20 protein-coding genes and 6 pseudogenes are annotated in these 22659 nt (G+C 57.2%); 14 read left to right on the top strand and 12 right to left on the bottom strand.

Features of this window, described 5'->3' with window-relative positions; all coding sequences use genetic code 11:
* Window positions 1-284 precede the first annotated feature (284 nt).
* From NED97_RS20965 to NED97_RS20955, 3 genes are all read left to right on the top strand, one after another.
* Window positions 285-968: a class I SAM-dependent methyltransferase gene (locus NED97_RS20965; protein WP_252490740.1), complete on the top strand. Its 684-nt coding sequence runs from the start codon at window positions 285-287 to the stop codon at window positions 966-968.
* Window positions 969-1486: 518 nt separating this feature from the next.
* Window positions 1487-2170, top strand: a complete 684-nt coding sequence (locus tag NED97_RS20960; protein ID WP_252490739.1) for an SOS response-associated peptidase — start codon at window positions 1487-1489, stop codon at window positions 2168-2170.
* 780 nt (window positions 2171-2950) lie between these two features.
* On the top strand, window positions 2951-3637 hold the full coding sequence (locus tag NED97_RS20955) for a DUF4336 domain-containing protein (RefSeq protein ID WP_256493429.1): 687 nt from the start codon (window positions 2951-2953) through the stop codon (window positions 3635-3637).
* A gap of 403 nt (window positions 3638-4040) precedes the next feature.
* On the opposite strand, the gene NED97_RS20950 is transcribed toward NED97_RS20955, so the two are convergent.
* Window positions 4041-4922 carry an amidohydrolase family protein gene (locus NED97_RS20950; RefSeq protein WP_252490737.1) on the bottom strand — a complete coding sequence of 294 codons (882 nt, stop codon included), beginning with the start codon at window positions 4920-4922 and terminating at the stop codon, window positions 4041-4043.
* Between the two features lie 169 nt (window positions 4923-5091).
* Here NED97_RS20950 and NED97_RS20945 point away from each other — a divergent pair, with 169 nt between their 5' ends.
* Both NED97_RS20945 and NED97_RS20940 read left to right on the top strand, forming a co-directional pair.
* Window positions 5092-5955: a universal stress protein gene (locus NED97_RS20945; RefSeq protein ID WP_252490736.1), complete on the top strand. Its 864-nt coding sequence runs from the start codon at window positions 5092-5094 to the stop codon at window positions 5953-5955.
* A gap of 889 nt (window positions 5956-6844) precedes the next feature.
* A pseudogene (locus tag NED97_RS20940) lies at window positions 6845-6985 on the top strand (IS5/IS1182 family transposase); the annotation flags it as partial.
* Between the two features lie 65 nt (window positions 6986-7050).
* On the opposite strand, the gene NED97_RS20935 reads toward NED97_RS20940, so the two are convergent.
* From NED97_RS20935 to NED97_RS20925, 3 genes are all read right to left on the bottom strand, one after another.
* Window positions 7051-7704, bottom strand: a complete 654-nt coding sequence (locus NED97_RS20935) for a ribonuclease HI family protein (RefSeq protein ID WP_252490735.1) — start codon at window positions 7702-7704, stop codon at window positions 7051-7053.
* A 252-nt stretch (window positions 7705-7956) separates the two neighbouring features.
* Window positions 7957-8790, bottom strand: a complete 834-nt coding sequence (locus tag NED97_RS20930; protein ID WP_252490734.1) for an alpha/beta fold hydrolase — start codon at window positions 8788-8790, stop codon at window positions 7957-7959.
* A 99-nt stretch (window positions 8791-8889) separates the two neighbouring features.
* Window positions 8890-9717, bottom strand: a complete 828-nt coding sequence (locus NED97_RS20925; RefSeq protein WP_252490733.1) for a helix-turn-helix transcriptional regulator — start codon at window positions 9715-9717, stop codon at window positions 8890-8892.
* A gap of 303 nt (window positions 9718-10020) precedes the next feature.
* On the opposite strand from NED97_RS20925, the gene NED97_RS20920 reads away from it, so the two are divergent.
* Together NED97_RS20920 and NED97_RS20915 are read left to right on the top strand one after the other, a co-directional pair.
* On the top strand, window positions 10021-11943 hold the full coding sequence (locus NED97_RS20920) for a hypothetical protein (protein ID WP_252490732.1): 1923 nt from the start codon (window positions 10021-10023) through the stop codon (window positions 11941-11943).
* A 45-nt stretch (window positions 11944-11988) separates the two neighbouring features.
* Window positions 11989-13263 (top strand): Dyp-type peroxidase, encoded by a 1275-nt coding sequence (locus NED97_RS20915; RefSeq protein WP_252490731.1) that lies wholly within the window; start codon window positions 11989-11991, stop codon window positions 13261-13263.
* Between the two features lie 54 nt (window positions 13264-13317).
* Here the strand turns inward: NED97_RS20915 and NED97_RS20910 are convergent.
* Window positions 13318-13775 (bottom strand): annotated as a pseudogene (locus NED97_RS20910) (IS630 family transposase); the annotation flags it as partial.
* 240 nt (window positions 13776-14015) lie between these two features.
* Between NED97_RS20910 and NED97_RS20905 the strand changes: the two are divergent.
* Window positions 14016-14627: a hypothetical protein gene (locus NED97_RS20905; protein WP_252490730.1), complete on the top strand. Its 612-nt coding sequence runs from the start codon at window positions 14016-14018 to the stop codon at window positions 14625-14627.
* A gap of 330 nt (window positions 14628-14957) precedes the next feature.
* Here NED97_RS20905 and NED97_RS20900 read toward each other — a convergent pair whose 3' ends face one another.
* Together NED97_RS20900 and NED97_RS20895 are read right to left on the bottom strand one after the other, a co-directional pair.
* Window positions 14958-15233 carry a PadR family transcriptional regulator gene (locus tag NED97_RS20900; protein WP_252490729.1) on the bottom strand — a complete coding sequence of 92 codons (276 nt, stop codon included), beginning with the start codon at window positions 15231-15233 and terminating at the stop codon, window positions 14958-14960.
* Window positions 15234-15336: 103 nt separating this feature from the next.
* Window positions 15337-15486: an integrase core domain-containing protein gene (locus NED97_RS20895; protein ID WP_382207823.1), complete on the bottom strand. Its 150-nt coding sequence runs from the start codon at window positions 15484-15486 to the stop codon at window positions 15337-15339.
* Between the two features lie 122 nt (window positions 15487-15608).
* Between NED97_RS20895 and NED97_RS20890 the strand changes: the two genes are divergently transcribed.
* From NED97_RS20890 to NED97_RS20880, 3 genes and pseudogenes are all read left to right on the top strand, one after another.
* The gene (locus tag NED97_RS20890; protein ID WP_252490728.1) at window positions 15609-15998 is read left to right on the top strand and encodes a hypothetical protein; all 390 of its coding nucleotides are present in this window, start codon (window positions 15609-15611) and stop codon (window positions 15996-15998) included.
* 148 nt (window positions 15999-16146) lie between these two features.
* Complete coding sequence (locus tag NED97_RS20885) at window positions 16147-17511, top strand: glycoside hydrolase family 55 protein (protein ID WP_252490727.1); 1365 nt, start codon at window positions 16147-16149, stop codon at window positions 17509-17511.
* 88 nt (window positions 17512-17599) lie between these two features.
* A pseudogene (locus NED97_RS20880) lies at window positions 17600-17899 on the top strand (integrase core domain-containing protein); the annotation flags it as partial.
* A 2-nt stretch (window positions 17900-17901) separates the two neighbouring features.
* On the opposite strand, the pseudogene NED97_RS20875 reads toward NED97_RS20880, so the two are convergent.
* Window positions 17902-18048: pseudogene (locus tag NED97_RS20875) on the bottom strand (PadR family transcriptional regulator); the annotation flags it as partial.
* Window positions 18049-18222: 174 nt separating this feature from the next.
* Here NED97_RS20875 and NED97_RS20870 point away from each other — a divergent pair.
* On the top strand, window positions 18223-18513 hold the full coding sequence (locus NED97_RS20870; RefSeq protein ID WP_252490726.1) for a HalOD1 output domain-containing protein: 291 nt from the start codon (window positions 18223-18225) through the stop codon (window positions 18511-18513).
* 189 nt (window positions 18514-18702) lie between these two features.
* On the top strand, window positions 18703-19659 hold the full coding sequence (locus NED97_RS20865) for a transcription initiation factor IIB (protein ID WP_252490725.1): 957 nt from the start codon (window positions 18703-18705) through the stop codon (window positions 19657-19659).
* A gap of 3 nt (window positions 19660-19662) precedes the next feature.
* On the opposite strand, the gene NED97_RS20860 is transcribed toward NED97_RS20865, so the two are convergent.
* The 4 genes and pseudogenes from NED97_RS20860 to lrp form a co-directional block, all read right to left on the bottom strand.
* Window positions 19663-19980, bottom strand: a complete 318-nt coding sequence (locus tag NED97_RS20860; protein WP_252490724.1) for a hypothetical protein — start codon at window positions 19978-19980, stop codon at window positions 19663-19665.
* A gap of 37 nt (window positions 19981-20017) precedes the next feature.
* A pseudogene (locus NED97_RS20855) lies at window positions 20018-20256 on the bottom strand (IS5/IS1182 family transposase); the annotation flags it as partial.
* A 67-nt stretch (window positions 20257-20323) separates the two neighbouring features.
* Window positions 20324-20464 (bottom strand): hypothetical protein, encoded by a 141-nt coding sequence (locus NED97_RS20850; protein ID WP_252490723.1) that lies wholly within the window; start codon window positions 20462-20464, stop codon window positions 20324-20326.
* Window positions 20465-20592: 128 nt separating this feature from the next.
* Window positions 20593-21057, bottom strand: coding sequence for an HTH-type transcriptional regulator Lrp (gene lrp / locus NED97_RS20845; protein ID WP_252490722.1), 465 nt, complete (start codon window positions 21055-21057; stop codon window positions 20593-20595).
* A 755-nt stretch (window positions 21058-21812) separates the two neighbouring features.
* Here lrp and NED97_RS20840 point away from each other — a divergent pair.
* Window positions 21813-22427 (top strand): annotated as a pseudogene (locus tag NED97_RS20840) (IS6 family transposase); the annotation flags it as partial.
* Between the last annotated feature and the right edge of the window lie 232 nt (window positions 22428-22659).

Genomic DNA, 22659 nt, shown 5'->3' with positions numbered 1-22659 from the left:
TTGCATTGTCAACTGGGAGAGTATAAATAATTCCCGATCCTATCTTAATATATTCTAATAAATATACTAGTAGCCATATTTATAAATAGTAATATATTTATAAATTTTATTATTTGAAGGGGAACGTTCTTATACCTGTCGTTGAAAAAGGAGCTCTGGTCAGCGATAATGCGAACTCCCGACAAGGAAATAGAGTCGAATAACGTAAACACGCACTGTCACATGTCGCGCTCCTCCGGATACGGTTCCACCTCCATCTTAGAACGACGTCGAGGTGAGCAGTTGTGACACCATCCGAGCAGACTGAGGAGGTGAAGAAACACGTCCAAGCGTACTGGGACGACCGAGCCGATACGTTCGACGACGATAGTCAACACGGAATCCACGGTGACGAACAGCGGGAAGCCTGGTTATCGGTGCTTCGAACGCGGACAGGTGATCCGCCACAAAAGATTCTCGATGTTGGTTGCGGAACGGGAGTCATCTCGTTGCTACTGGCAGAAATCGGTCACGACGTAACGGGAATCGACATGTCCGCTGAAATGCTCGAAAAGGCGAGACGAAAAGCCCGCCAAACGGAGTATTCGATTGAGTTTTTCACTGGCGACGCGGAGGCCTTAGACCAATCCGACAACACGTACGATCTGGTAACCGGACGTCACCTCATCTGGACGCTGCCGAACCCATCGAAAGCGATCCGAGAGTGGCAGCGAATCGTTCGCCCCGGCGGTCGAATCGTTCTCATCGAGGGACATTGGGATTTCCCGGAACCATTCGATGGATACGAAGAAATTCACGACGATCTCCCGCTGTACGACGGCCGTCCACCCGAGGAACTCGCAACCATCCTTACAGAACAGGGACTTACAGCGGTCGAACACGAGCCACTGATGGACCCAGTACTCTGGGGGGAGGATCCGAACTACGAGCAGTACGTCATGACCGGCACCGTCCCGGAACGATCGTAGGACCGGTGCGGTAGAACGATTCTGCGATCGTGCAATCGCATACTCTGGAGACCGTGGCAACGAGGTCTCGAGCGACCAGCGGAACTACCTCCGCGATAGTAGCCACTGAAAGTCGGTGCACACCCGATCGCCCGACGGGAGCGCGGGTCGGAGCGAGCGAAGCGAGCGAGAACCGCGCACAGTGCGATCGGTGTGGAAACCGTTTCAGTCGGTACTATAGAACGACGATTCGGACAACAGTCGTTCTCGCACTCGAGTCAAGGAACTCGAGTGCGCCGGCCAACGCCACCGACCGTACGGCGATCCCCGCCACACAGCGGTGAGTCCATCGCAGCCAGCCAAACAGACACTGTCGACGGATCTCGAGACGGCGACCGGTCTCAGACTCTCACTCACAACGGGTGTGACTGTCCCTATACCGTAGGTTGGATCGCCGATCCGCCAAGTCAACAGATTCGACGATACTCCGGTGAGGACCGTGAGGACGGTTTTTGCCCTTCGAGACCGTACATTAGATCATGTGTGGACGTAATTCGGTGTTCATCACGGAAGCCGACCTCGAGGAACGGTTCGATGCGCGAGTAACCATCGACGACTACCGGCCCCGGTTCAACGTTGCACCGCAGCAACCGCACCCCGTGATCTCAAACGAGGACCCCGACGAGATCACCGAGTACCGCTGGGGACTCGTTCCGCAGTGGATGGACGACCCGAGCGAGGGATTCATCAACGCTCGCTCGGAGACCGCCCACGAGAAACCCGCCTTCAGGCACGCCTGGAAGACGCGGCCGTGTCTCGTCCTATCCACCGGATTTTACGAGTGGAAGCAACCGAACGGTAGTCCGAAACAACCGTATCGGGTGTACCGCGAGGACGATCCCGCATTCGCGATGGCCGGGCTCTGGGAGGAGCGAGAGCGTGAGGACGGTGAGACGCTTCGAACAGTTACCATCCTCACGACTGAACCCAGCGAGACGGTCGAACCGATCCACGATCGGATGCCGGTCGTGCTGCCTCGGAATGACGAACGAATGTGGCTCGAAGCCGATTCTGAGGAGCGACGGGAGCTGTGCCGTCCGTACCCCGCAGACGATCTCGAGGCGTATCCGATCTCGACCAGAGTGAACGATCCGACGAACGACGACGCTCGCGTGATCGAGCCACTAGGAAACGAACAATCGGACCTTGGCGAATTTGCGTGAGTACACGACGGAATCAGAATCGCCGGCACCGATCGTCTCTTGACCGTCGAAGCCGCCTTGAAAGGACTTCGGCGAATCCGCCCGACGGCGGTCGTGACGATTTCACTATCCTCGAGTTGACCACCAGAGACGCAACGGGATTGTTCAGCGCGATGTACCCCCTCCGTGCGCTGTCTGCCGCGCTCCCTGCCTCGAGGCTGACCGGAAATCCCGCGACACTCGACGGTCGGTCGCCAACAGCAACTCGCCGAGGCTGTGAACGACCCTGGACATCTTCACCGAGTATTACCGGTTCCCGCGAACGCCGTTACGTCTCATTGACGAGCCAGCGGAGCGTCACAACGTGTCTGTCCAGGGTTCGACTAGCGATTATCCTCCCCTACTCGTGTTGCGGTCTCAATCAGAGAACGACGAAAATGGTCATCCAGAGTGGATGGTTCGTTTTGAAGGCACTGCGACCGTTATCGAGGACACTGAGCGGATCAACGTAGGTGTGCGAAACGTGTTCGAACACTACTCAGGCGGCTACCCGGATGAGCGGGATCCACACTGGCGCCAGCAGTTAGAGGTCTCTGGGGACGATTTCTTTATTCTCGAAATACAGATTGAGTCAGCTGTCCGAGGTGTTTAGAAGCGATGTGTCTAACAAACCGCTGTGTGTCATACTACCGGTCTGCGACACGATACCGCGATTCGGAGCGTGAAACAGCGTCTCCACGTCAGACCGTATTCGATAGTGGTAGTGGTTTACGATGTTAGTGATCCAACTAGCGATCGGAGATGCTTAGACAAGAGGACGAACGGTTGTGGACGTATGAGGAACCGCTTCGGTTTTTTGGTCTCGAGATCGGACGAATTATGTCCGTGATTCGACTCTCGAGTGGCGGTCTCTTTGTTCACTCGCCAGCCAAACTGACTGCCGATCTCGAATCAGCGCTTGTCGACCTCGGTGAGGTTCGGTTCGTCGCACCAGCGAGTAAGCTCCACGGCCATCTCTATATGGAACAGTACAGGGACGTCTACCCCGCTGCGGAACTTCTAGCTGCGCCCAGACTTGAGGCCCGACGCTCCGATCTACTGTTTGATCACCATTTGGGTGATACACCCGATCCTCGGTGGGCACCAGATATCGATCAAGTCGCGATCGTTGGCCATCGATGGCTCACTGAAATCGCCTACTTCCATCGGCCAAGTCGAACGGTTATTCTCGGCGATGTCGGATTTCACATTGGCGGGAATAGCCCACTCAAAACCCGTCTCATTGCTCGTGCCTTAGGAGTATGTGGACGAGTCGGCCCCCCGATCGAGTTTCGGTTCACGATCACGAACGAGGCGTCATTTCGTCGATCAATACGAGACGTCCTCGCATGGGACTTTGATCGGGTTATTCCCGGCCACGGAGAGATTATCGAATCAGAAGGAAAACGGGCCGTTCTTGAGGGGTTCGATTGGCTCCTGGAGCCTTGAGAGCAAACGGCATTGTCGTGACGGTCGCAGGAGGACCCACTAAGATACGAAATTATTTTGAGCCGATGAGTAGCACTCGTGCCGAACAGCTGATTACTGTCGTACAGGCAGCGTTCGACCAACGACCAACCGAGATTGAGTCCGGCTTGGATACCGAAGACACGGCGATACTCCAACTTCGAAGGGGGCGCCGGCTGCTCGCTATAGTACCGACTGAAACGGTTTCCACACCGATCGCACTGTGCGCGGTTCTCGCTCGCTTCGCTCGCTCCGACCCGCGCTCCCGTCGGGCGATCGGGTGTGCACCGACTTTCAGTGGCTACTATACTACAAGAGCGCTTCGCGAAGAAGAATATACCGAGGACAAGGCGACGGAAGCGGGTATCGCGATTGAGTACGTGACTCACTCGATTTCGAGGTCACGTTCGGACTCGAGCCCGAGGTAGTCAGCGGCCGTTCGAGCGAAGAGATGTCGGGCGGTCTCGTCCGGCAAATCTCGAGCGATCAGTCCGGCTCGCTCGTTTCGGTAGGGGTACGGGATGTTCGGAAAGTCGGAGCCGTACATAATCGAGTCAGCAAGTTCGACGAGCGTTTCATTGGCGACCGTCGACGGATCAAATCCCATCGTCTCCTCAGCCGAGGTCGACATCGCGAATGTCGTGTCGAGATAGACGGTCTCGTGGTTTTGTGCAAGATCGAGAAACGCCTCAACCTCGTAGGTTCCCATGTGTGCACAGCAGACGCGAAGCTCCGGATACGAAGTCACAACTTCCGTAAACGCATCTGCACCAACGTACTGGTTATTCTCAAACATCGGTGCCGTGCCGCCGTGATAGGTGATCGGTCGATCGTATTCGGCTGCGACCTCGAGTGCCGGCTCGAGTCGCGGATCCGCAGGTCGACACTCCTGGACCGGGCAGTGGATCTTCAGGCCTCGAGTTCCCGTTTCGAACGCCTCCCGAACGATGTCTGCGACGGCGTCGTCGTTGGGATGAACTGTCGCGAACGGAATCAGCATCTCGGACGAAGAGGCATGCTCGCAGAGCCAGGTATTCAACTCGCGTGAGATCCCTGCTTTGTGTGCATACGGAAGCGCGACGTATGCAGTGACTCCGGCCGCGCGAAGGACGTCCTCAATTTCTGAGCGAGTTGTCGGATGTGAAAACTCCCAGTCGGCTTCGGCGCTGAGCGACTGTCGAATCGCGGCACTGAGCCGCTGCGGGAACAGGTGCGTGTGGGAATCGATCGCGGGACGGAACGACGACTGCTGCTCCTCGGATACCATATACTCTTCATCGGTAGCATCGTTATCTACCCCCATTGTTTCTCGGATCGTCGCAAATTGTTCTGATAGCGGAGCGGGTAACGTAATCAGACGAAGCACTTACTGAGTGGTTCAGTATCGCCGCAGCATCAACCCCCAGACGTATGCTTCGGGGGATCGTACGCTTGACATGGACGGTCCCATTCTCGTACCGACGGACGGAAGCGATCCCTCCTCGGCAGCGCTGGACCATGCGCTCGACATCGCGGCCGGCACCGACTCGACTGTACACGTACTCTACGTCGCGAACACGAACGAACCGAGTCTCGTTCGCCTCGGCGAGGAGGTCGTCGACGTTCTGGAAGACGAGGGCGAGGAAATCGTCGATCGTGCTCGAGCGACGGCAGAGGAACGCGGAGTGACTGTCGTCGATCGCATTATGCAGGGCGAACCGAAAGCGGCGATCCTCGAGTACGCTGACGCCCACGACGTCGGACTCGTGGTCATAGGCGCCCACGGTCGCCACGGGGTCAGGGAGTATCTCTTCGGGACCACGACGGAAGCCGTACTCGCGTCGAGCGAGGTACCCGTACTGACAGTACGAACGGACGCCGATAAGACGTGTTCGTATCCGTATGAGCGTATCGTGGTTCCGACCGACAACAGCGATTACGCGCGGGCCGCGGCGGAGCTGGCGTCGACGATCGCGGCCCGCAACGACGCGACGCTCCATCTGTTATTCGTCGCCGACGAACTCCCCGAAACGATCGATCCGCGTTCGACCGGACTCTCGAAGGACGCCGAAGAAGACGCACGTGAGTTGCTACACGACGTCGCATCGCAGCTGGATCACGACGACGTGGTCCCCGCAGTCGAAGCCGGTTCCGTCCCGCACGTGATCTGCTCCTACGTAAAAGAGAACGACGTCGATCTGATCGCGATGGGTACACACGGCTGGTCCGGGTTCGACCGCTTCTTGCTCGGGAGTTTCACCGAACGCATCATTCGAAGGTCGCCTGTGCCCGTTTTGACGACGACGGTCAAAGAGGACTGACCGTGACTGTCCCGTTCGAAGTTTGACGAACCAACCACTTCGGCCGGTTCGTACTATACGGTATAGACGGGTACGGCGATCTTGATTACGGTCTTCTGGTCGGACGGGGTTCCTGATTGGCTTCGGACTGGTCGTGATCGGTGCGAACGGTGAACTGCTCGGTCACGTTCCCTACGGGTTGCTTCCTGCATGGGGAACGCGCTTTCATCTACCTCGAAGGATGCGAAGTTCTCACCGCGTTTCTCCCGGTGCGGATATTCGGTGAGATTCTTCCACTGCCCGGATGGTCGGGATCGAACAGCGGTCGCTCTCTAATCACACCTACTGTCAATAACAGTACAGTTCTCGACATCTCCTTCCTGGTAGTCTTGGGTGCTGTTCTGGTTCAAATAGCCCGGTAGCTATCAGTGTCGTCGCTCTATTCGATTCTTCACCGTTCGGACGCGAACAGAGCGGCCCTCGAACTCAGCTTGTTAACCAACGTAACCGCTATTACTGCTGCCTCTGTTGGTCACCGTCGATCTTCTCGGAGAGTGATTCAGATCTCGAGACGGCGACCGGTCTGCTCGAGGACCGGTACTGTCACCTGGATCTCCTCGAGAAGGGAACAGTGAGTACGGGAGGCGTCACGCCCCTTGCGACCCAGCCAACGGCCGGAATCGCGTGAGAACGACGAGAAAGACGCCGACAAAATATAGTAGCCACTGAAAGTCGGTGCACACCCGATCGCCCGACGGGAGCGCGGGTCGGAGCGAGCGAAGCGAGCGAGAACCGCGGACAGTGCGATCGGTGTGGAAATCGTTTCAGTTGGTACTATAGGAAGACGGATACGGACGGTCTCGTTGAAACCCTTGCTGGAAAACATGACTGGAGAGTAGTGCAGGATAGAATGGATACCCTCCCCAAGTCACGCTTCTTCCAACTCGTTGAACGCGCGGTTATACTGGCTCGCCGTGCTGTAGCGCGGTTCTCGACTCGCTACTCGCGGAAGCGGTTCACGCTCCGGCAACACGTCGTGTTGCTCTGTCTGAATTCTAGTAGCTTCTGAGGATTTCAACGGAGCCGGGAGTTCGAATTGTAAGCGGCGTAACTCTACTATCCCGGTCCGAAGGCCGCGATATCGGCTCCCACCGTCGCCAGTGCGTCGGCGGGGTTCGGGTCGCTGTCGGCCAGATGCGTGTACTGGTGTTCCGGGATGCTCGACAGTGCCGCCGTGACGGCCTCGCTGTACGTCTCGACGCCCGGTTCCGTCGGGTCATCGCCACCCCAGACGTCTCGGATGACCGTCATCGAATCGATGCGCACTTCCAGCCTGCGTGGCTCGTAGCGAGCCAACAGTTCGGAGAGCCCGAGCTGGAGGGCGACGTATTCGGCGGTGTTGTTCCCCGTCCGGGAGCCGACGGGTCGGCCGAGACGGGCGAGTTGGTCCTCTGCAGCGTCCACGATGACAGCGCCCGCACCTGCGGGGCCGGGGTTGCCGCGTGAACTGCCGTCGACGTAGAGGACGAACGTGTCGCTCGTCGGCTCGGGGACGGGTGGCCGGGTGAGTCCCGACGCTAGCAGGCTTTCGAGCGCGCGACGCAACTCGGCCGGAGTGGTCGCGGGGTCGAATAGACCGCCGTAGCCGGGGACAGCGTCGTCGATGGCGTCGGTGGCAGCCGCCACCTCGTAGCCGACGCCCGCGAGTACCTCGTCGGCGAGCGTGGCGAGCGGCGAGCGGTGTTCGGCCGGGAGGGGGTCGTCGGTCACGCCACTTTCCCCTTCGGGCTTCGGTTCCGGGCCCTTACACCCTCGCTCCCGGACGATCTCGTTGGCTGGTCACACCACTGCATATAGGTCCTCGGTGGTCAAGCGGGATAATTTCTTCAGGTGGCACCGGTGGCGGGCCGTTTTGAATCAGTCGGCCCTTGATACCCTCGATGGCTGACACAAACGGCCTGTTGAATACAGAGGATGGATTCATCACGGCGAGTGTGGGATAGAGCGAAAAGAAGCGATTCGTTAGTTCGTTTCGCGGAAGAAGGCCAGTACCTCCTCGATGAAGCGGTCTGGAGCGGTGAGCATCGCCTCGTGGCCGTGCCCATCGAAGGTAACAATCTGGCTGTTCGGGAGCGCGTCGTCGAGCGGTTCCGTGACATCTTTCAAGAGCGGAGGACTCTCGCTGCCGGACAACAGCAAGGTCGGCGTCGTCATGGTTGCGAACCGGGCCGCATCGAATTCGTACTCGCCGACCGCTTGCACGCTGCGGGGCCAGACGTGGGCGACATCCACGAGGTCCTTCCAGTCCGGTGCCGAGCGTTGCTCGTCGATTTCCTCCGGTGTAGATTGGGCGATCTCTTGCAGGAACAGAACGAGTACCTCTTCGTTCCTCCCGGCGTTCAGAAGCCGCTTCATTTCAGCGAGCACCTCCTCGGAGTAGAGTTCGTGGTCGCCGACCTGAATCGGAGGTTCGTACAGGATAAGTTTGTGGAGGTTGTCAGTTCGCAGGGCCGCCTCCAAGGATAAAAGCGCCCCGGAGGAATGTCCGAGAAGAGTCACCGGGTCGTCTATCGCATCGACAACTGCAGCCACGTCCTCGAACTCCTGCTCCAGTTCGTATTCGGCGTCGTCGCCGCTCTCACCGACGCCGCGACAATCCATCGCGTAGACCGTGCAGTTGTCTGCGAAAGCGGGGCGCACACCGGATAGTTCCCAGAACCTGTGGTCGCAGGCACCGCCGTGGACGAGCACGAGCGGCGGCCCGCTTCCCGTCCGTTCGAACGCAATCTCGGTCCCGTCCGCTGATCTGACGGTCTCCATTTCCTCTCTCGTGTCGGGTGGCGTTGGTTCGGACATGGTTCGTCCACCTGCAAGTAACACGATGAGGGACGCGATAATGTAACTATTCAGTGAAATATTGCACGACGTGCAATCGACTCACGCCAGCGAGGCTCTCTACGGAACCGTGAATCGCTCGGGGACCGGGGTGTTCAGTGCGGCTTCGTCGACTGGCCGCGCCTCCTGGCGATACCGCTCGAAGACGGCCTGCGCCCACTCCCGGGTCTCGGGGGCGTCGGTATCGATCCACGCCTGCAGCGCTCTGGTTTCGGTGTCGTGACAGCAGATGCCGACTCGATCGTCGAAGATGTCGATCCCGCACCGCGTCCTGTCGGGAAGGTCGTCGTGAATCAGGACGGTGCAGTGGTCCCGGGCGGCCGTCTTCTCGAAGAGGTCGGGATTCCAGTCCACTGTCGCGGCCAGGATCGCCGGCGAGTACACGAACTCGATTTCCATACCCTCGAGGACGGCCCGACAGAACGCCTCGTTGGCGACCGATTTGAACACCGTCGCCCCGAAACCGCACATTGAGTCGCTTTCCTCGAACAGTTGGATCACGCGATCGACGGGTTCGTAGGGGTAGCCCGGACCCGGATAGGCGACGACGGCGTCGGCGAACAGGTCCACGGAAAATCCCTCCATCTCCCGGGGAAGCCACTGCCAGACGTCACGGAGTTTGCCTTCGGTGTCCATCGCCTCCCGAAAGGCCGCGAACCGTTCGGCGACGAACTCGCCGAGCGGTGTGAGTTCGTACGTCGATCCGCTGCGTTCGATCCACCGGCGCTCCTCGAAATCGCCGATGACGCGTCCGATGGTCGAGGCATGGGCACCAGTCGCAGCCCGCAAATCGGCCCGGTCGCAGCCCCCCTCGGCGAGTGCGTCGAGGACCCCGACCCGGTGTTCGGAGCAGGCGATGAATTCGATTTCCTCGATCGACGATACCATGTGAATCATTGGCATTGCGTCGATATTACGTCTTCCGGGAGGCCGTCGAAAGGGCCGATCCGAACTCGCTTCGACGATGGATACGCGCTCTGTATGCAGCACGGCCGCTGAAACCCATCACTGATTAAAGGTTTCAACAAGGCTATCCAGCCTGATCGCTGAGTTCGGTATCTACCTGCTCAGTCTAGAAGCGGACGGAGACGTTAAGAAAGATGATGCTTTCAACACCGCATCAAGGGGAGGAATTCAGAGCGTGTTAAACACCAAATGGTTTCTATACTACAATAAGGTATCTGTATCAGAATGGCTGACGATGATTTCCCACGGCGAAAATATTTAAAATTAGCTGCGTTCGGCGGTGGTGTCGCAGCTATTGCAGGCTGTAGCAGTTTTGGCGAAGATCAGGAAGATGCCGCGAAGCCGAACGGTGTGCCATCAGCGGCTGAAGGCCCTGCACTCCAGATGAAGACCGCCGACTTTGCCTCCGTGCGCCAGTTTGACAACGGGAACTATGAGCGAATGCACACCTACCGGAAGCGACGGGCGATCGAGACACTTCTGACTGACCCGAAGGTCAACGACCTCATCAGCGGCTGGATCGGGGGATTCGAGGCGTACGAGGTACTCACGAACCACTTGGAGACGGTCAGCCTCCAAGGCCCAACCTCGCTGAGCATCGAGGAGAGTGGATTCCCTGATGGGGAAGAAGCTGAGTTTGAGATTACAGCAGAGAACAGGCAAACTATCTACGGATTGATTGACCGGCACCGCGACAAAATTGTCGCTCTCGAAATCACTGAGCCCCAGGATGTCAGCTGGAATATAACTCAGACCCCCTACCAGATGGTGATCGGGCAGGCGATTCACGAGACTGACGTGGTTCACGATGCCTTCGGGGACATGAACGAGCGGGAGTGGTATCCCTCTTGGAAGGGCGCAGCCGGGGCTTATACTGGTCTCGGGCAGGCGGGCCTACGTCACGGCAACGGATCAACCGCGGTACTGTACGTGAAAGATGATGGGGATGTGCGGATAATCAGCGCGTTCATCGATGGTTCGGACTTAGAGAACCCTGAGATCGTGGACGTCGCCATCCTTAACGACGCCGTGGAGTACCCGCTCCACAAGATCGCCGAGACGATCAAGCCGGCCGCGGAGTCAGTGCTGGGTGTCGTCCCGGACGTGCCGACCGAGCAGCGCCCTTACTATACGGCCAACGATGGCTACCATCGGATTGAGCCACCCGAGGAGTTCTTCAAGCAGGACGGTTGGACCATCGAGTGGTCTCCCGCTAATTGCCAGGGAACGACCATTTCCGCGTCGTACCAGGATAGCCCCGTCTTTGCGGCGATGAACACTCCGATCACGTTCACAGCATACTACCTGCCACCGCGGGAGGGCCGGAGCACTCGAGAGTGGTACTTTCCCGACGACGACACCGTATTCAACGGTGACCTCCTTTTCTGGGACATCCACAGCACGGACTCCGGCGGTCCGGGGCTAATCGGGAAATTCGACTTCCCGGCCCGTGATGATACACCAAGCGGATTCCAGCTTAAGAGCCACTTCCACACCAGTGCGGTTGGACGGGAGAGCATCGACTTTCACTCTGGACTTCGTTTTGGACCCTACAATTACGACATCGCCTACGAGTTCTATGCGGACGGTGTATTCTCCCCAGTCTTCCGGCGGGCCGGTCCAGGATTTGTTAATCAGTTCGTTCAGAAGGTCCAAAAGAACGCCGATACGTACGGGGAAACCGGATCCTACGAGGAGCCAGTTGTCCTGCACTACACCTCAACTCAGGCGATCGACGTAACGCCCGGTACCGAAGACGGCGTGGCGGTGGAACTCTTCGATGGTAATGAGTGGACGGCGCCCGAAGAAGAGTTCTACCTCGAAGCTGAGCCGGAGATGATCGTCCGGTTCAGCAATCCTGATGGCCCAGAGACGGTCAATGTTCCTCTCCAGGATAACATGGAGATTGTCGTGGTTCGACGGGACGAGACAGAGATTGGTCCTGGCGAGTATCCCGCCCACCGACTCTACGATGAGGAAACACCCTCTCACCTTTATCATCCGGCCCAGTACGCCGATGACCAGCCCATTCAGGACGAACGGGTTATCGTTTGGCTGCTCATGACCGGGGCAACTAACCAGATGCCTCACCCCGCAGGAACGACGAACTTCATCACGACGGCAGAGCTGAAGCTGTCCGGATACTAAGAGAAAGTAAATGTACTCCCGATTGACAGCCATACGGACTCTAATATGACATCGGAACGTTCACGGAGAGCGTTCATACGTGCGGCGGTCGCGAGTGGCGGAAGCGCTGCACTTGCAGCCTGCCTCGAGGATGGGACATCGTTGGGTGCCCCTAAGGGTGTGGCGGATCCCACCTCGCTCCCTGATCGCCAGCATGCATGGAATGACGTGTTGTCTAAGGATCAGGATGGAAACGCCAGACCGCCCAAACACCACGTCTTCCTCAGCCTGTCTCTGTCGGGTGAACTGGGCGCCGCAGCCCGCGAAACCGTGGTGTCAGCTCTGAGTGAGGTCGAGCGAGCCCTAGAGTGGAGCACTAATGGTATCCTCTTCACGCTAGGATATACTCCGGCATACTTCGATCGGTTTGATGCGTCACTTGACGATGCTGTCGACCTTCCGAAGCCAAACCCAATCGTTGTACTCTCCGTTGAGAGCGATGTGACGGTCGACACGAACGACGCACTATTGCACCTCGCGAGCGACGACGGTGCCGTGGTGCTCGCCGTCGAAGAAGCCCTGTTCGGCGAACGTGAGCACCTCAACGGTCGCTCAATGTCGGCGTCGCTCGACACGGTCTTCGAGCGGACGAGCCGTCGAACCGGTTTCGTTGGACCAGGTCTTCCGGCCGACCGACAGAGTGGTCTCGAAGGGATCCCCGAAGGCGAGCCGGTGCCCGAGAAGGCACCGTTCTTCATGGGCTTCCGCTCGGGCTTCCAAGAGAGCCAAGCGACCGAGGATCGGGTAACGATCCTGGAAGGATCGTTCGCCGGCGGATCGACCCAACATTTCGAGACTATTGAGCTCGATCTCGAAGTCTGGTTCGAAGAGAGCGACCACGAGCAGCGCGTCGCGCGAATGTTTAGTCCTGATCACTCCGAGCGGAAGGCAGTTGGCGAGTATGGCGAACGCCTCGGAACCAAAACCAGCGCCACTACGGTCACGGACAAGATCCACGAACACGCTCGTAAGAAAGGCGTCGTAGGACACGCCCAAAAGCTCGCTCGAGCACGCGAAAACGGGAATCCAGTGTTGCTCCGGCGCGACGTTAATACAACTGACGGCGATGTCTGTGGACTCCACTTCGTCTCCCTACAGCGGAAGATCAACGAATTCACTCGCATGAGAGAGGCGATGGTCGGCGAAGAATTTCGCCAGTACGGACTGGGGCCGCGCCAGAGTAACGGAATTCTCCAGTACCTCCGGATACGGCGGTGGGGGAGTTACCTCGTTCCACCGCGGACACATCGGGCACTCCCAAGGCCCACTCCTGTGATGTGAGTATACCTATGAGAACGAAACTATAGCGGGGAGCGGCACTGTCTATAGTACTCATCAGAAGTAATTACTCATTTCCGGTATCGTAAGGCGATCGAGGGCGGTATCAATCGCTGTGTTGAGTTCAGAAAGCGACTCGAACAACCGGTTACCGAGGGCGTTCTGAAGCTGTCTCCAGCACTCTTCTACCGGATTGAGCTTAGGAGAATAGGCTGGCAATCGCACTAGGGTGAGGTCGTCACGGGCCGCCAGGTCCGTGACGGCCGACGCGCGGAAATACGGTGCACCATCGAGAACGATGATCAAATCTTCTCGGAATTCTTCGCATAGTGTAAGGATGAAATGTTTGGCGTGTTCGCCGGTTACATACCTTTCAAATCGGGAGAAAAAGCGATCACCGTCTTCGGTGATCGCGCCAACAAACACGCCCAGTCACGTTGACCCGATAATTCGACGGCTGGCCGCGTGCCGCGAGGAAACCACGCGGCACGCGGATCGACTTGCACGGATTTCTTGTCGTCCGTCGCTGAACGTCGTACCACTCGGCTAGTTCAGTCTGCGTAACGCCGTTTTTGTACGCCATTGCCGCTAAGAGCCGTTGTGACGGCTTCTTTCCCTCCACATTGCCGAGGGCATCTCGTAATTCTTCGACAGAGATTTCGTCGAGATGATCCACTGGAAGTGACTACAGGCTATGAGTGAAAAGTTCTAACGGTTACTATAATTTAGAACCTCCGCTGGCGTGTGTCCGTTAAGTGACTGGTGCGGTCGTTGGGCAACAGTGTGAGGTTCGCATAGAAGTCGAGAAAACCAGCGCTGAAACGTTCCTCATTTCCTTTGGGGGAGAGGTGTGTGTCTACTCCGATGACGGTGAAGAAATCACGGGGATAGGAACTCCCGGAGGACCTGGTACAAGTAGAGGACGTATTGCAAAAGGCGAGAGCCGGATGTACTCGAGTATGGGTTTAGAAGACTGTGAGGGGGCTGCTGAGTATGAAATTAACGTTCGGCGTTTCCGTGCTTCCGTTCCGATCAACGAGCTGGAGCCTGACTTCGACTTGGACTCTGAGCTCGAAGGAAAACTCGAGGTTGCGGATTCTTCGATCAGCTTTGAGAGTGGTGAGTACGCTCCGCTCTATAACAGAGAGTTCGCCAGTAGGTACGCCACTGTAGGAAACGTCACTGAGGACTATCGGCTCTCTGTTAGAGGGCCAGACGGTGAATATCGTGAGAAAACGGTCGATCTCGAACCGGGCGAAACCGCTGACTTTGCGCTCACAGGGTGGCAACTCTCTGTCTCTGTCGATGATCTTACGTGCGGTTTCGCGGTTCACGCAGAAGGCATCGAAGAGATCGACGACTCGTAGCGCAACTCCTCTCTGATTTCGAAGGGAAGAGACAACGGGTAGGAAAGTGGTAGTGTGAAGGTTGCGCGGATGGACGATGGTGGGTAACGGACGTCCCCTACGGTTGTTCTGGATGAACTGTGATTCTCGAGATTGAGCACTGTTGAGTCTAAACCGGACCGCACTCACTGAGTTCGACGTTTCTCGCATCTGCAAGAAACGCCTCATCGAAACCGTGTAAGGATGGGTAGCCTGGATGGTTTGAACAGTTCCCTGCGGGTATAAGCCTTCTTACCGACTAAATAGTAGGAGCGTGCGAACTCGGCGGCCGAACGAGTGTGAGCACTTCTCTCACAGTTCGACGTACTGGCTCTCCCAATCCCGTCGTTCCTGAACTATTTGCTCTCCCGCGTCAGTAATGGTGTAGTAGTTCGTTCGCCTGTCGAGTTCGCCCTTCTCGACGACCTCTTTGTTAACGAGGGTGTCCAGGTTAGGGTACAGCCGGCCATGATTGATCTCGGAGCTGTAATACTGCTCGATTTCATCCTTGACTTCTTGGCCGGACGGCTGGTCGGCGCCTGCGATAACGTACAGGAGGTCGCGTTGGAAGCCGGTAAGGTCGTCCATCTCACGAGAGAATTCAACGAAAATGTATTTGATGTTTTTCCCGCATTCGATTGTATGTTTGTGTACTATGACAGTGCCATATAGAAGGTTCAGTTGGCACTGTCTAGTTCTGAACCTCCTCGACTAGCGTTTTTCCATTGAGAATTTGATGCGGTCTTTGATGGTTGTAGCAATGCGCGAACTGTTCAATCCACTCTCGGACGCTCGCCCGACTGCCCACCCACGAACCCCCCAACGGACTCTCGCGTAACATCGACGGTGTATTTCGGCGTTGTGCTGACTGCTAATCCGGTCGAGAACATCCTGCCCGTCGATCCCGCCGGCAAACATTCCTACTGGAAACGGGTATCACGCTACCTGATCGCACCTGTCGAGATGGGCCGCTTCGAGAGCGAGCAAGCGGCCGCGCTCGAGCGCGACGTCGAGAAGATCGTCGATCACCACGGTATCAGCGTCGAACTCGCGACGGTACGGCCGAACAAGGTCGATCAGCGCACGTCGCCCACCGACGCGATCCTCGAGGCGTATACGGGAGCGATCGCCTCCGCGCACGTTTCGGGGAACCAGGACATCCGCAACGTTGCCGACGACGGCCAGACACTGTTTGCCTTCGAGGAACCGTCGCAGACGGCGACCCGCGCCCGCGGGTGTTCCTCGAGAACGCGACACGAATTCACAGCACTTGGAGGTGCAAACATGAGCGACGAGCTCGAGGAGTTGCGCAGGCGGACCGAACGCGGTGACCGAAACGACGAGACTACCTAGGACGATCCGTTTAACGCGGTGTTCGAGTACACCCTCGTCGAGGCGAGCGATGCAGTCGACCGGGGCGAACGGCCGAAGACCGGTTTCAGACTGCTTCCCCAGAAGACTTTTACCGATCATTCATAGAAAGTAGCGATAGTCAGGTATTATGTCTTATTCCGGGCTGCGGCGACGAGACGTTCTTCGGACCGTGATTGGCGGCTGCGGGGCACTGGTGGGGTGCACGGCTGCCGAATCCGGGGCATCGGACCGGACAGCTACTGAGGTACCTACCGAAGTCGAGGCACTCGCCGACCAGTTTGAAGACCGGGCCGTATGGAACGTCGAGGCGCACGAGATCACGGGCGATGGGAGAACCAAGGTCGGACACGCCGTCCACGAGCTCCTCGAGACGGTCGACCGAGCTGGCGGTGGGATCGTGTATTTCCCACCCGGGCGATATCTCTTCGAGCGGACGCCGCTGGTGGGCGACGAGACACTCCTCGTGGGAGCAGGTCGCTCGACGGTCTTCGAAGGGACACGGTCCATCTGGGAGCGCGGCGGCGCCTTGCTCTCCAACAGGGGGTACGACCAGCCCGGCTACACCGGCGCATCGAACTGGGGGGTTGCCAACGTCCGCGTCGACACGCCGGAGACGAACGGCATCATGCCCGCGCATGCTGATACCGTTCGACTGGAGAACATCTACGGCGACGCCACCTATTGCCATCACATCGACATCGTCTCGTCACGAAACGTCGTTGTGGATGGCTACTGGGCCAGCCGGGGCGGGGACAGTGCCTCGGACACACCGATCCAGTTCGACGTGCAACAGGCAGGAATCACCCGGAACGGCATCTGGGATGGCGAGACGCGCACGCTCGCCATGGACGACGAGACGCCGACGAAAGCGTGCACCCTCAGAGACTTCGAGATCGCGCCGAAGAACGGCGCCACCTACGGCGTCCAGCTCCACCGTGGGAAAACCGAGTCGATCACTATCACCGATGGCTCCATTCTTGGCTGTCAGTACACGGCGATCAGAGCCGATCGGGGCGAGGCACTTGCTGATCTGACGATCGACGGGGTATCGTGCATCGACAACGCGCGCGGGATCACGCTCGGCTCCAGTGACGGCGGCCGGCGAGGGGTGACGATTGACGATGTCACGATCAGGACGACTGAGCGCGGGGTGGCTGCCGGCGCGGGGATCTATGCCGCCGGGGTCGACGAGGCCGAACTCTCGAACGTGACCGTCGACGGGGCGTTTACGAACGGGATCATCTTCGAGGAGATGAGCGATCTGGAAATGAGCGATGTCACGGTGACGGGGATGACGCGTCAGGCGTTCCGTTTCCGCGAGAATGTCGAGGCAACACTCACGCGGGCCCACGCAGCGGAGTGCGGTGGGGCTGGCATCTACTCGGGGGAGGGAAGTCGGGTGACCTACGGCGACGTGACGTTCGATGGCGTCGGACGAGAGATAGTGGCCGATGGCGAGATTCAGAAGGAGCCCGCACCGCCAGCATCGTGAGTAGTGACGACGGCATATGAGATTGCACTCGCCTCACTGACGTCCGTGGCTTCAGAATTGGCGTCACCTGTCTCATCGGCTGCACGTTCTGCATGGACTCCGCGAAAAACACGATCTCACGGACGCTGAGTTTCTCGTCGATCAATTCGGCTATCGGACTGTCCTCTGTCGATTAGGATCGAACGGTCGGGTGGACTCTACTGACCGAAACCGCATCGAAAAGTAGTTTCACACCCTCGATATGCGGATCGACCGTTTCCGTAACTCGTGGGTCGGCAGTCGGTCGAGCGCACGCGAATGGATTGAACAGTTCGCGCATTACTACAACCGCCGGAGACCGCATCAATCGCTCGACGGAAACACGCCAGCCGAGGAGGTTCAGAGCTAGGCAGTACCCAAGTTGGGATAGAGTCGACCGTGATAAATTTCTCTCTCGTAGTAGTTTTCAATCTCTTCTTTGATCGCAAGCCCACGGGGCTCGTCGAGGCCTGCTACCGTGTAGAGCAGATTACGCTGGAAACCGGTGAGGTCGTACATATCAAAAACCAGTGTGCTCGAAAGTTTAATCTTTTATTTAATCCTGTATTTCCCTGAATTTTCTTATGCGGTCCCGAATAAGTAGATGGGGTGTGTCAGTTTTGAATGATCAACCACAGGAAATTGTCTAGCTGTTTGAGAACACACTTATACTCGAACGTGGCAGTCTGCCCAATGACCGAGACAGGTACCCAGAAGACGAATGCTGTGACAACACACTCCTTGGATTCTGAGACGACGCCTGTGGTCGCTGTTGTTTCTGCGGTCGCTGAGATTTCCGGTGCGAACCCGTTCGAGCTCCCGCCGCTCAACAACGTGATCAACGCAGAAGCGTTGAATGATCTGGTTGCCTCAGAACGCCACTCCGGTCTCGAGTCAGTTTCGTTCGAGTATGCGGGATACGATGTGGTTGTCACTGGAAGCGGTGACGTCAAAGTAACGTCGACAGCCTCTAGTAGCCACTGAAAGTCAGTGCACACCCGATCGCCCGACGGGAGCGCGGTTCGGAGCGAACGAAGCAAGCGAGAACCGCGGACAGTTCGATCGGTGTGGAAATCGTTTCAGTTGGTACTATAACTCCCGATACTAGCAACTCAGAATCTCGTTCATAGAGCGAACGAGCTCTTAAAGCCCTGTGGCCGTGTATCTGTTCTCATGCAGCGCCCCACTGGTCAGCGGAACTTGGAATCAGAGACTGTAGTGGATGAATCTGAGAATGAGCGCACGTGCGACGAATGTGAATCACGGAATCTCGTTACGAGCGAAGACCAGGGTGAACTCGTCTGTGAAGACTGTGGATTGATTAGCGAAGTACCGAACATCGATCGGGGACCAGAATGGCGAGCGTTCAATCACTCTGAACGCGAAAGCAAGTCCCGTGTAGGGGCGCCAACCACCCAGACGATGCACGATAAAGGGCTCACGACCCAAATCGACTGGAAGGACAAAGACGCCTACGGCCGGTCGCTGTCTGCGGACAAACAGAGTCAGATGAATCGCCTACGAAAGTGGCAAGAGCGTATCCGGACGAAAGATGCTGGCGAGCGGAATCTCCAGTTCGCGCTCAGTGAAATCGACCGGATGTCGAGCGCGCTCGGCGTTCCACGATCGGTTCGCGAGGTCGCGTCCATGACCTACCGACGGGCACTGAATGAAGACCTGATCCGTGGGCGCTCAATCGAGGGGGTCGCCACGGGCTGCCTGTATGCTGCCTGCCGCCAGGAGGAGATTCCGCGAAGCTTGGAAGAGGTTGCCGATGTCTCACGGGTCAAACGCAAAGAAATCGGACGGACATATCGGTATATCGCCGAAGAGCTCGCTCTCGAGATGAAGCCAGTTGATCCGAAAGAGTACGTTCCGCGATTTTGTTCCGAGCTCGACTCGAGTGAGACCGTCCAAGCCAAGGCGAGGGAAATTATCGATGTTACTGCGGAGCAAGGACTGTTGTCAGGGAAATCGCCAACAGGGTATGCGGCTGCGGCAATCTATGCTGCCTCATTGCTGTGTAACGAGAAGCGAACCCAACGCGAGGTTGCAGACGTCGCACAAGTTACTGAAGTCACCATCCGCAATCGATATCAGGAACAGATCAAAGCAATGGGAATTCACTGACACCTATGGCTGGCGTGACGCTGTCGTCTTCTCAACAAATGCGACCTTCTCAACGAAGCTCTCAATCAGTGAGAGGGCTCTACCCTCCGTTTCGTCGGTATTTGCGTTGTAAGGGGATTCGGAGACCGAAACCTCGGCACTCTCGAGGCTGGTGAACTCCTCCTCGATGCATTCGAAAGCAAAGATTGCAGCGTTGAAAATGATAAGAGTAGGCGCCTCACTGTCATCCAAATACTGGACCTGGAGTTTCTCGAGAGTAAAGGGGAGATCGAGCGGTGTGGAGCCAGTATATTGCCGAGAGATATCCGAACTGTCGTTCATTTCATAAATTTGTTGTCTATCTCTTACTAATTCCTCCCTTCGCTGTAAACGGAGTGTGCAGGTCGAGGATAGCGTTCGCTCTCGTATCGACCAGCAGCGTGACTTTCAACTGCTGAATCGTTAACTTCGTGCGCTTGGTGTAGTGCTTAGAGGCGTGACTGCGGTCGAAGCCGGAAGCGTCGATATCGGCAACACCGTTTGTTGGGAGAAGCGTAACCGAAGGTTGAGAAGAACGCGCCATACGGTCATATCGAGACGATTGAACGGTTTACATAAACAGCGGCCCAATTATGCGTCCCGATATCACGCTCGAGTTTCTCGGCAGCGACCGACCTAATTCGTCCTAGTCGCCCGCCGTCGAAGCCAGCGAACAGCGCCGCAAGATCGTCGCCTGTAGTATGTGGTCCAAATAGAGTTCCTCGCTTCCGAGGTCGGCGATCGCGTCCTCGAGCGACACCCTCCGCAGCAGGACCAGCTTAACCAACTCTCGCCGAGAACATTCTCCGAGCCGTATCTCTTTTCGAGAATTTACGGAAACCAGATAATTGATTCACTGGAGGGGCTGCTCCTCGTATCTGAATATTTCCACCGATCGGTTACAGTGACGGAGAGTCAGCTGTCTTCTTCGGTTTCAAGTTGGAACTGCTTGTTTTCGACTACGGCATTGAGAACAATACTGGTATTCGACTGATTGATGTCGGGATCGGTAATCAGGGTCTTGATCTGCTCGTTCATGTCCTCAGTATCTTCGAACTTGCCGATCGCGATCACGTCGTAGTCGCCGGTGACCTCGTAGACGGAGATCATCTGCTGATGATCTTTCAACGTCTCCGTGATTTCGGAGAGTGCATTGCCTTCAACTTTGAGTTGCATGACGGCAGTTACATCGTATCCGACGGCGTCGTAGTCGACGATTGGCGTGTACCCCTGAATGACCCCCTCGTCCTCGAGATCGGAGAGGTGGTTGGAGACGGTGGTAACGGAGACATCGAGCTCTTCGGCGAGGCTACGAAGACTTGCGCGTCCGTTCTCAAGCAGTTCGTTTACCAGATCTGTGTCTAGATGTTCGTAGGTCATTAGGTAGTGTGACTCTCTTCTCGTACTAGGGTTTTGCGAATGACCAATTTTCTCCCTTCGAGTGCGTGGAGATGCCGCCGGCAGCGCTCATTGATTGGAGATCCGCCACTCATCCGCGTTTCCGACTGGACCGTTTCGACCACGAGATGGCCGCTCGAGGTCGACCCGCACCCCGTCGAGCGGTTACACGAGCACACGAGATCGACGAACAGACTCGCGAGTGTGAGCTCGAATTCTCCGTCGGCGAGCGCAGCGACGGGACTCGAGCCGCTTTCGAAGGCGTGATCGGCGTCGGCTAGGTGACGTCGAAGGTGATTGACTACGAGTTCGACTCGCCCAACGAGTTGCGGCGTGCCGATCGGAGCGACTCGAATCCATGCTTGGCGTCGAGAAGACGACAGCCGAGGCAGTGCTCGAGCGAGTTCAGCGAGAAGTTCGCAACCAAGATCTATCACACACCAGCTGTTCAGATGAATACGAGCTTATCTACCAGTCTATCGTAAAGAGGCGGATGAGGTGGAAGATGGTAGGGTGGGAATTTCTATGGGCCAGGATTCGGGGTACTAGTTTCGTGTCGTTGCCTGAGAGTCTTGCCTAGCGTAGCCGCGTCCGGTTGAGCGCACGCGACATCCAACTATCTGGTCGCGTTTCACATTAACTGTCGACCTCACTCCCAGTGCGTGGGAATGTCGCGGTGAGTGCTATCGAGTGATCAGTAGACCGTGCGTTTTACTCGTTCTCGAAGACCTCAACAGTCTCTTCGGCAGACAGTAACAATTCTTGCGGAATTAGGCGTTGAACGCTCGCATGGAGCGGTCTAGAATGGGTACATCGGCTGGCTGACAGCGGACGCGACCCGCCGCCGGCCACGAGAGCTTCGCTCTCGTGCGGCCCATCAGAACGGTTCGCGTTCTGAGAACGGCGACGCCGTCGCGGGTCGCCATTGATGAGACCGCTGTCAAGATTACCGGTGACTGGTCTTGGGTGTACGCTGCAATAGACGCCGACTCAAAGTTGATCCTCAATGTCGCGTTATTTGGTCGGCATAGCACTAATCCAGCGGCTGCGTTTCTTCACCGACTCCGCGAAAAACACGATCTCTCGGACGCTGAGTTTCTCGTCGGTCAATTCGGCTATCGGACTGCCCTCTCTCGGTTAGGACTGAGCGGCAGGTCAACTATACCGACCGAAACCGCATCGAAAAGTGGTTTCACACCCTCAACATGCGAATCGATCGCTTCCATAACTCGCGGGTGGGCAGTCGGACGAGCGTCCGCGAGAGGATTGAACAATTCGTGCATTACTACAACCATCAAAGACCGCATCACGCTCTCGACGGAAACACGCCAGCCGAGGAGGTTCAGAACTAGAAAGTGCCCTCGCGTCGCGGTCTCAATCCAGAAGAACGATAATGGTCACCCAGAGTGGAGGAACCAATTCGGACGATGACCCGCTACACTTGCAGCACTGGCAACGGGAGAAAATGCCTCGCGATTCAGGCACCGAGTTTCGCCTTGCGATCGCCAATCAGAAACGGATCGCAAAATCGATACCGAGAGACGCATCAGTCAAAAACCGGTCACGAACGCGGGCTGGTTGTTT

The organism is Natronococcus sp. CG52 (genome assembly GCF_023913515.1).
GTDB classification, from domain to species: Archaea; Halobacteriota; Halobacteria; order Halobacteriales; family Natrialbaceae; genus Natronococcus; species Natronococcus zhouii.
Note: the sequence above shows the minus strand (reverse complement) of the source record. Positions and strands in the feature narration are given on the sequence as shown.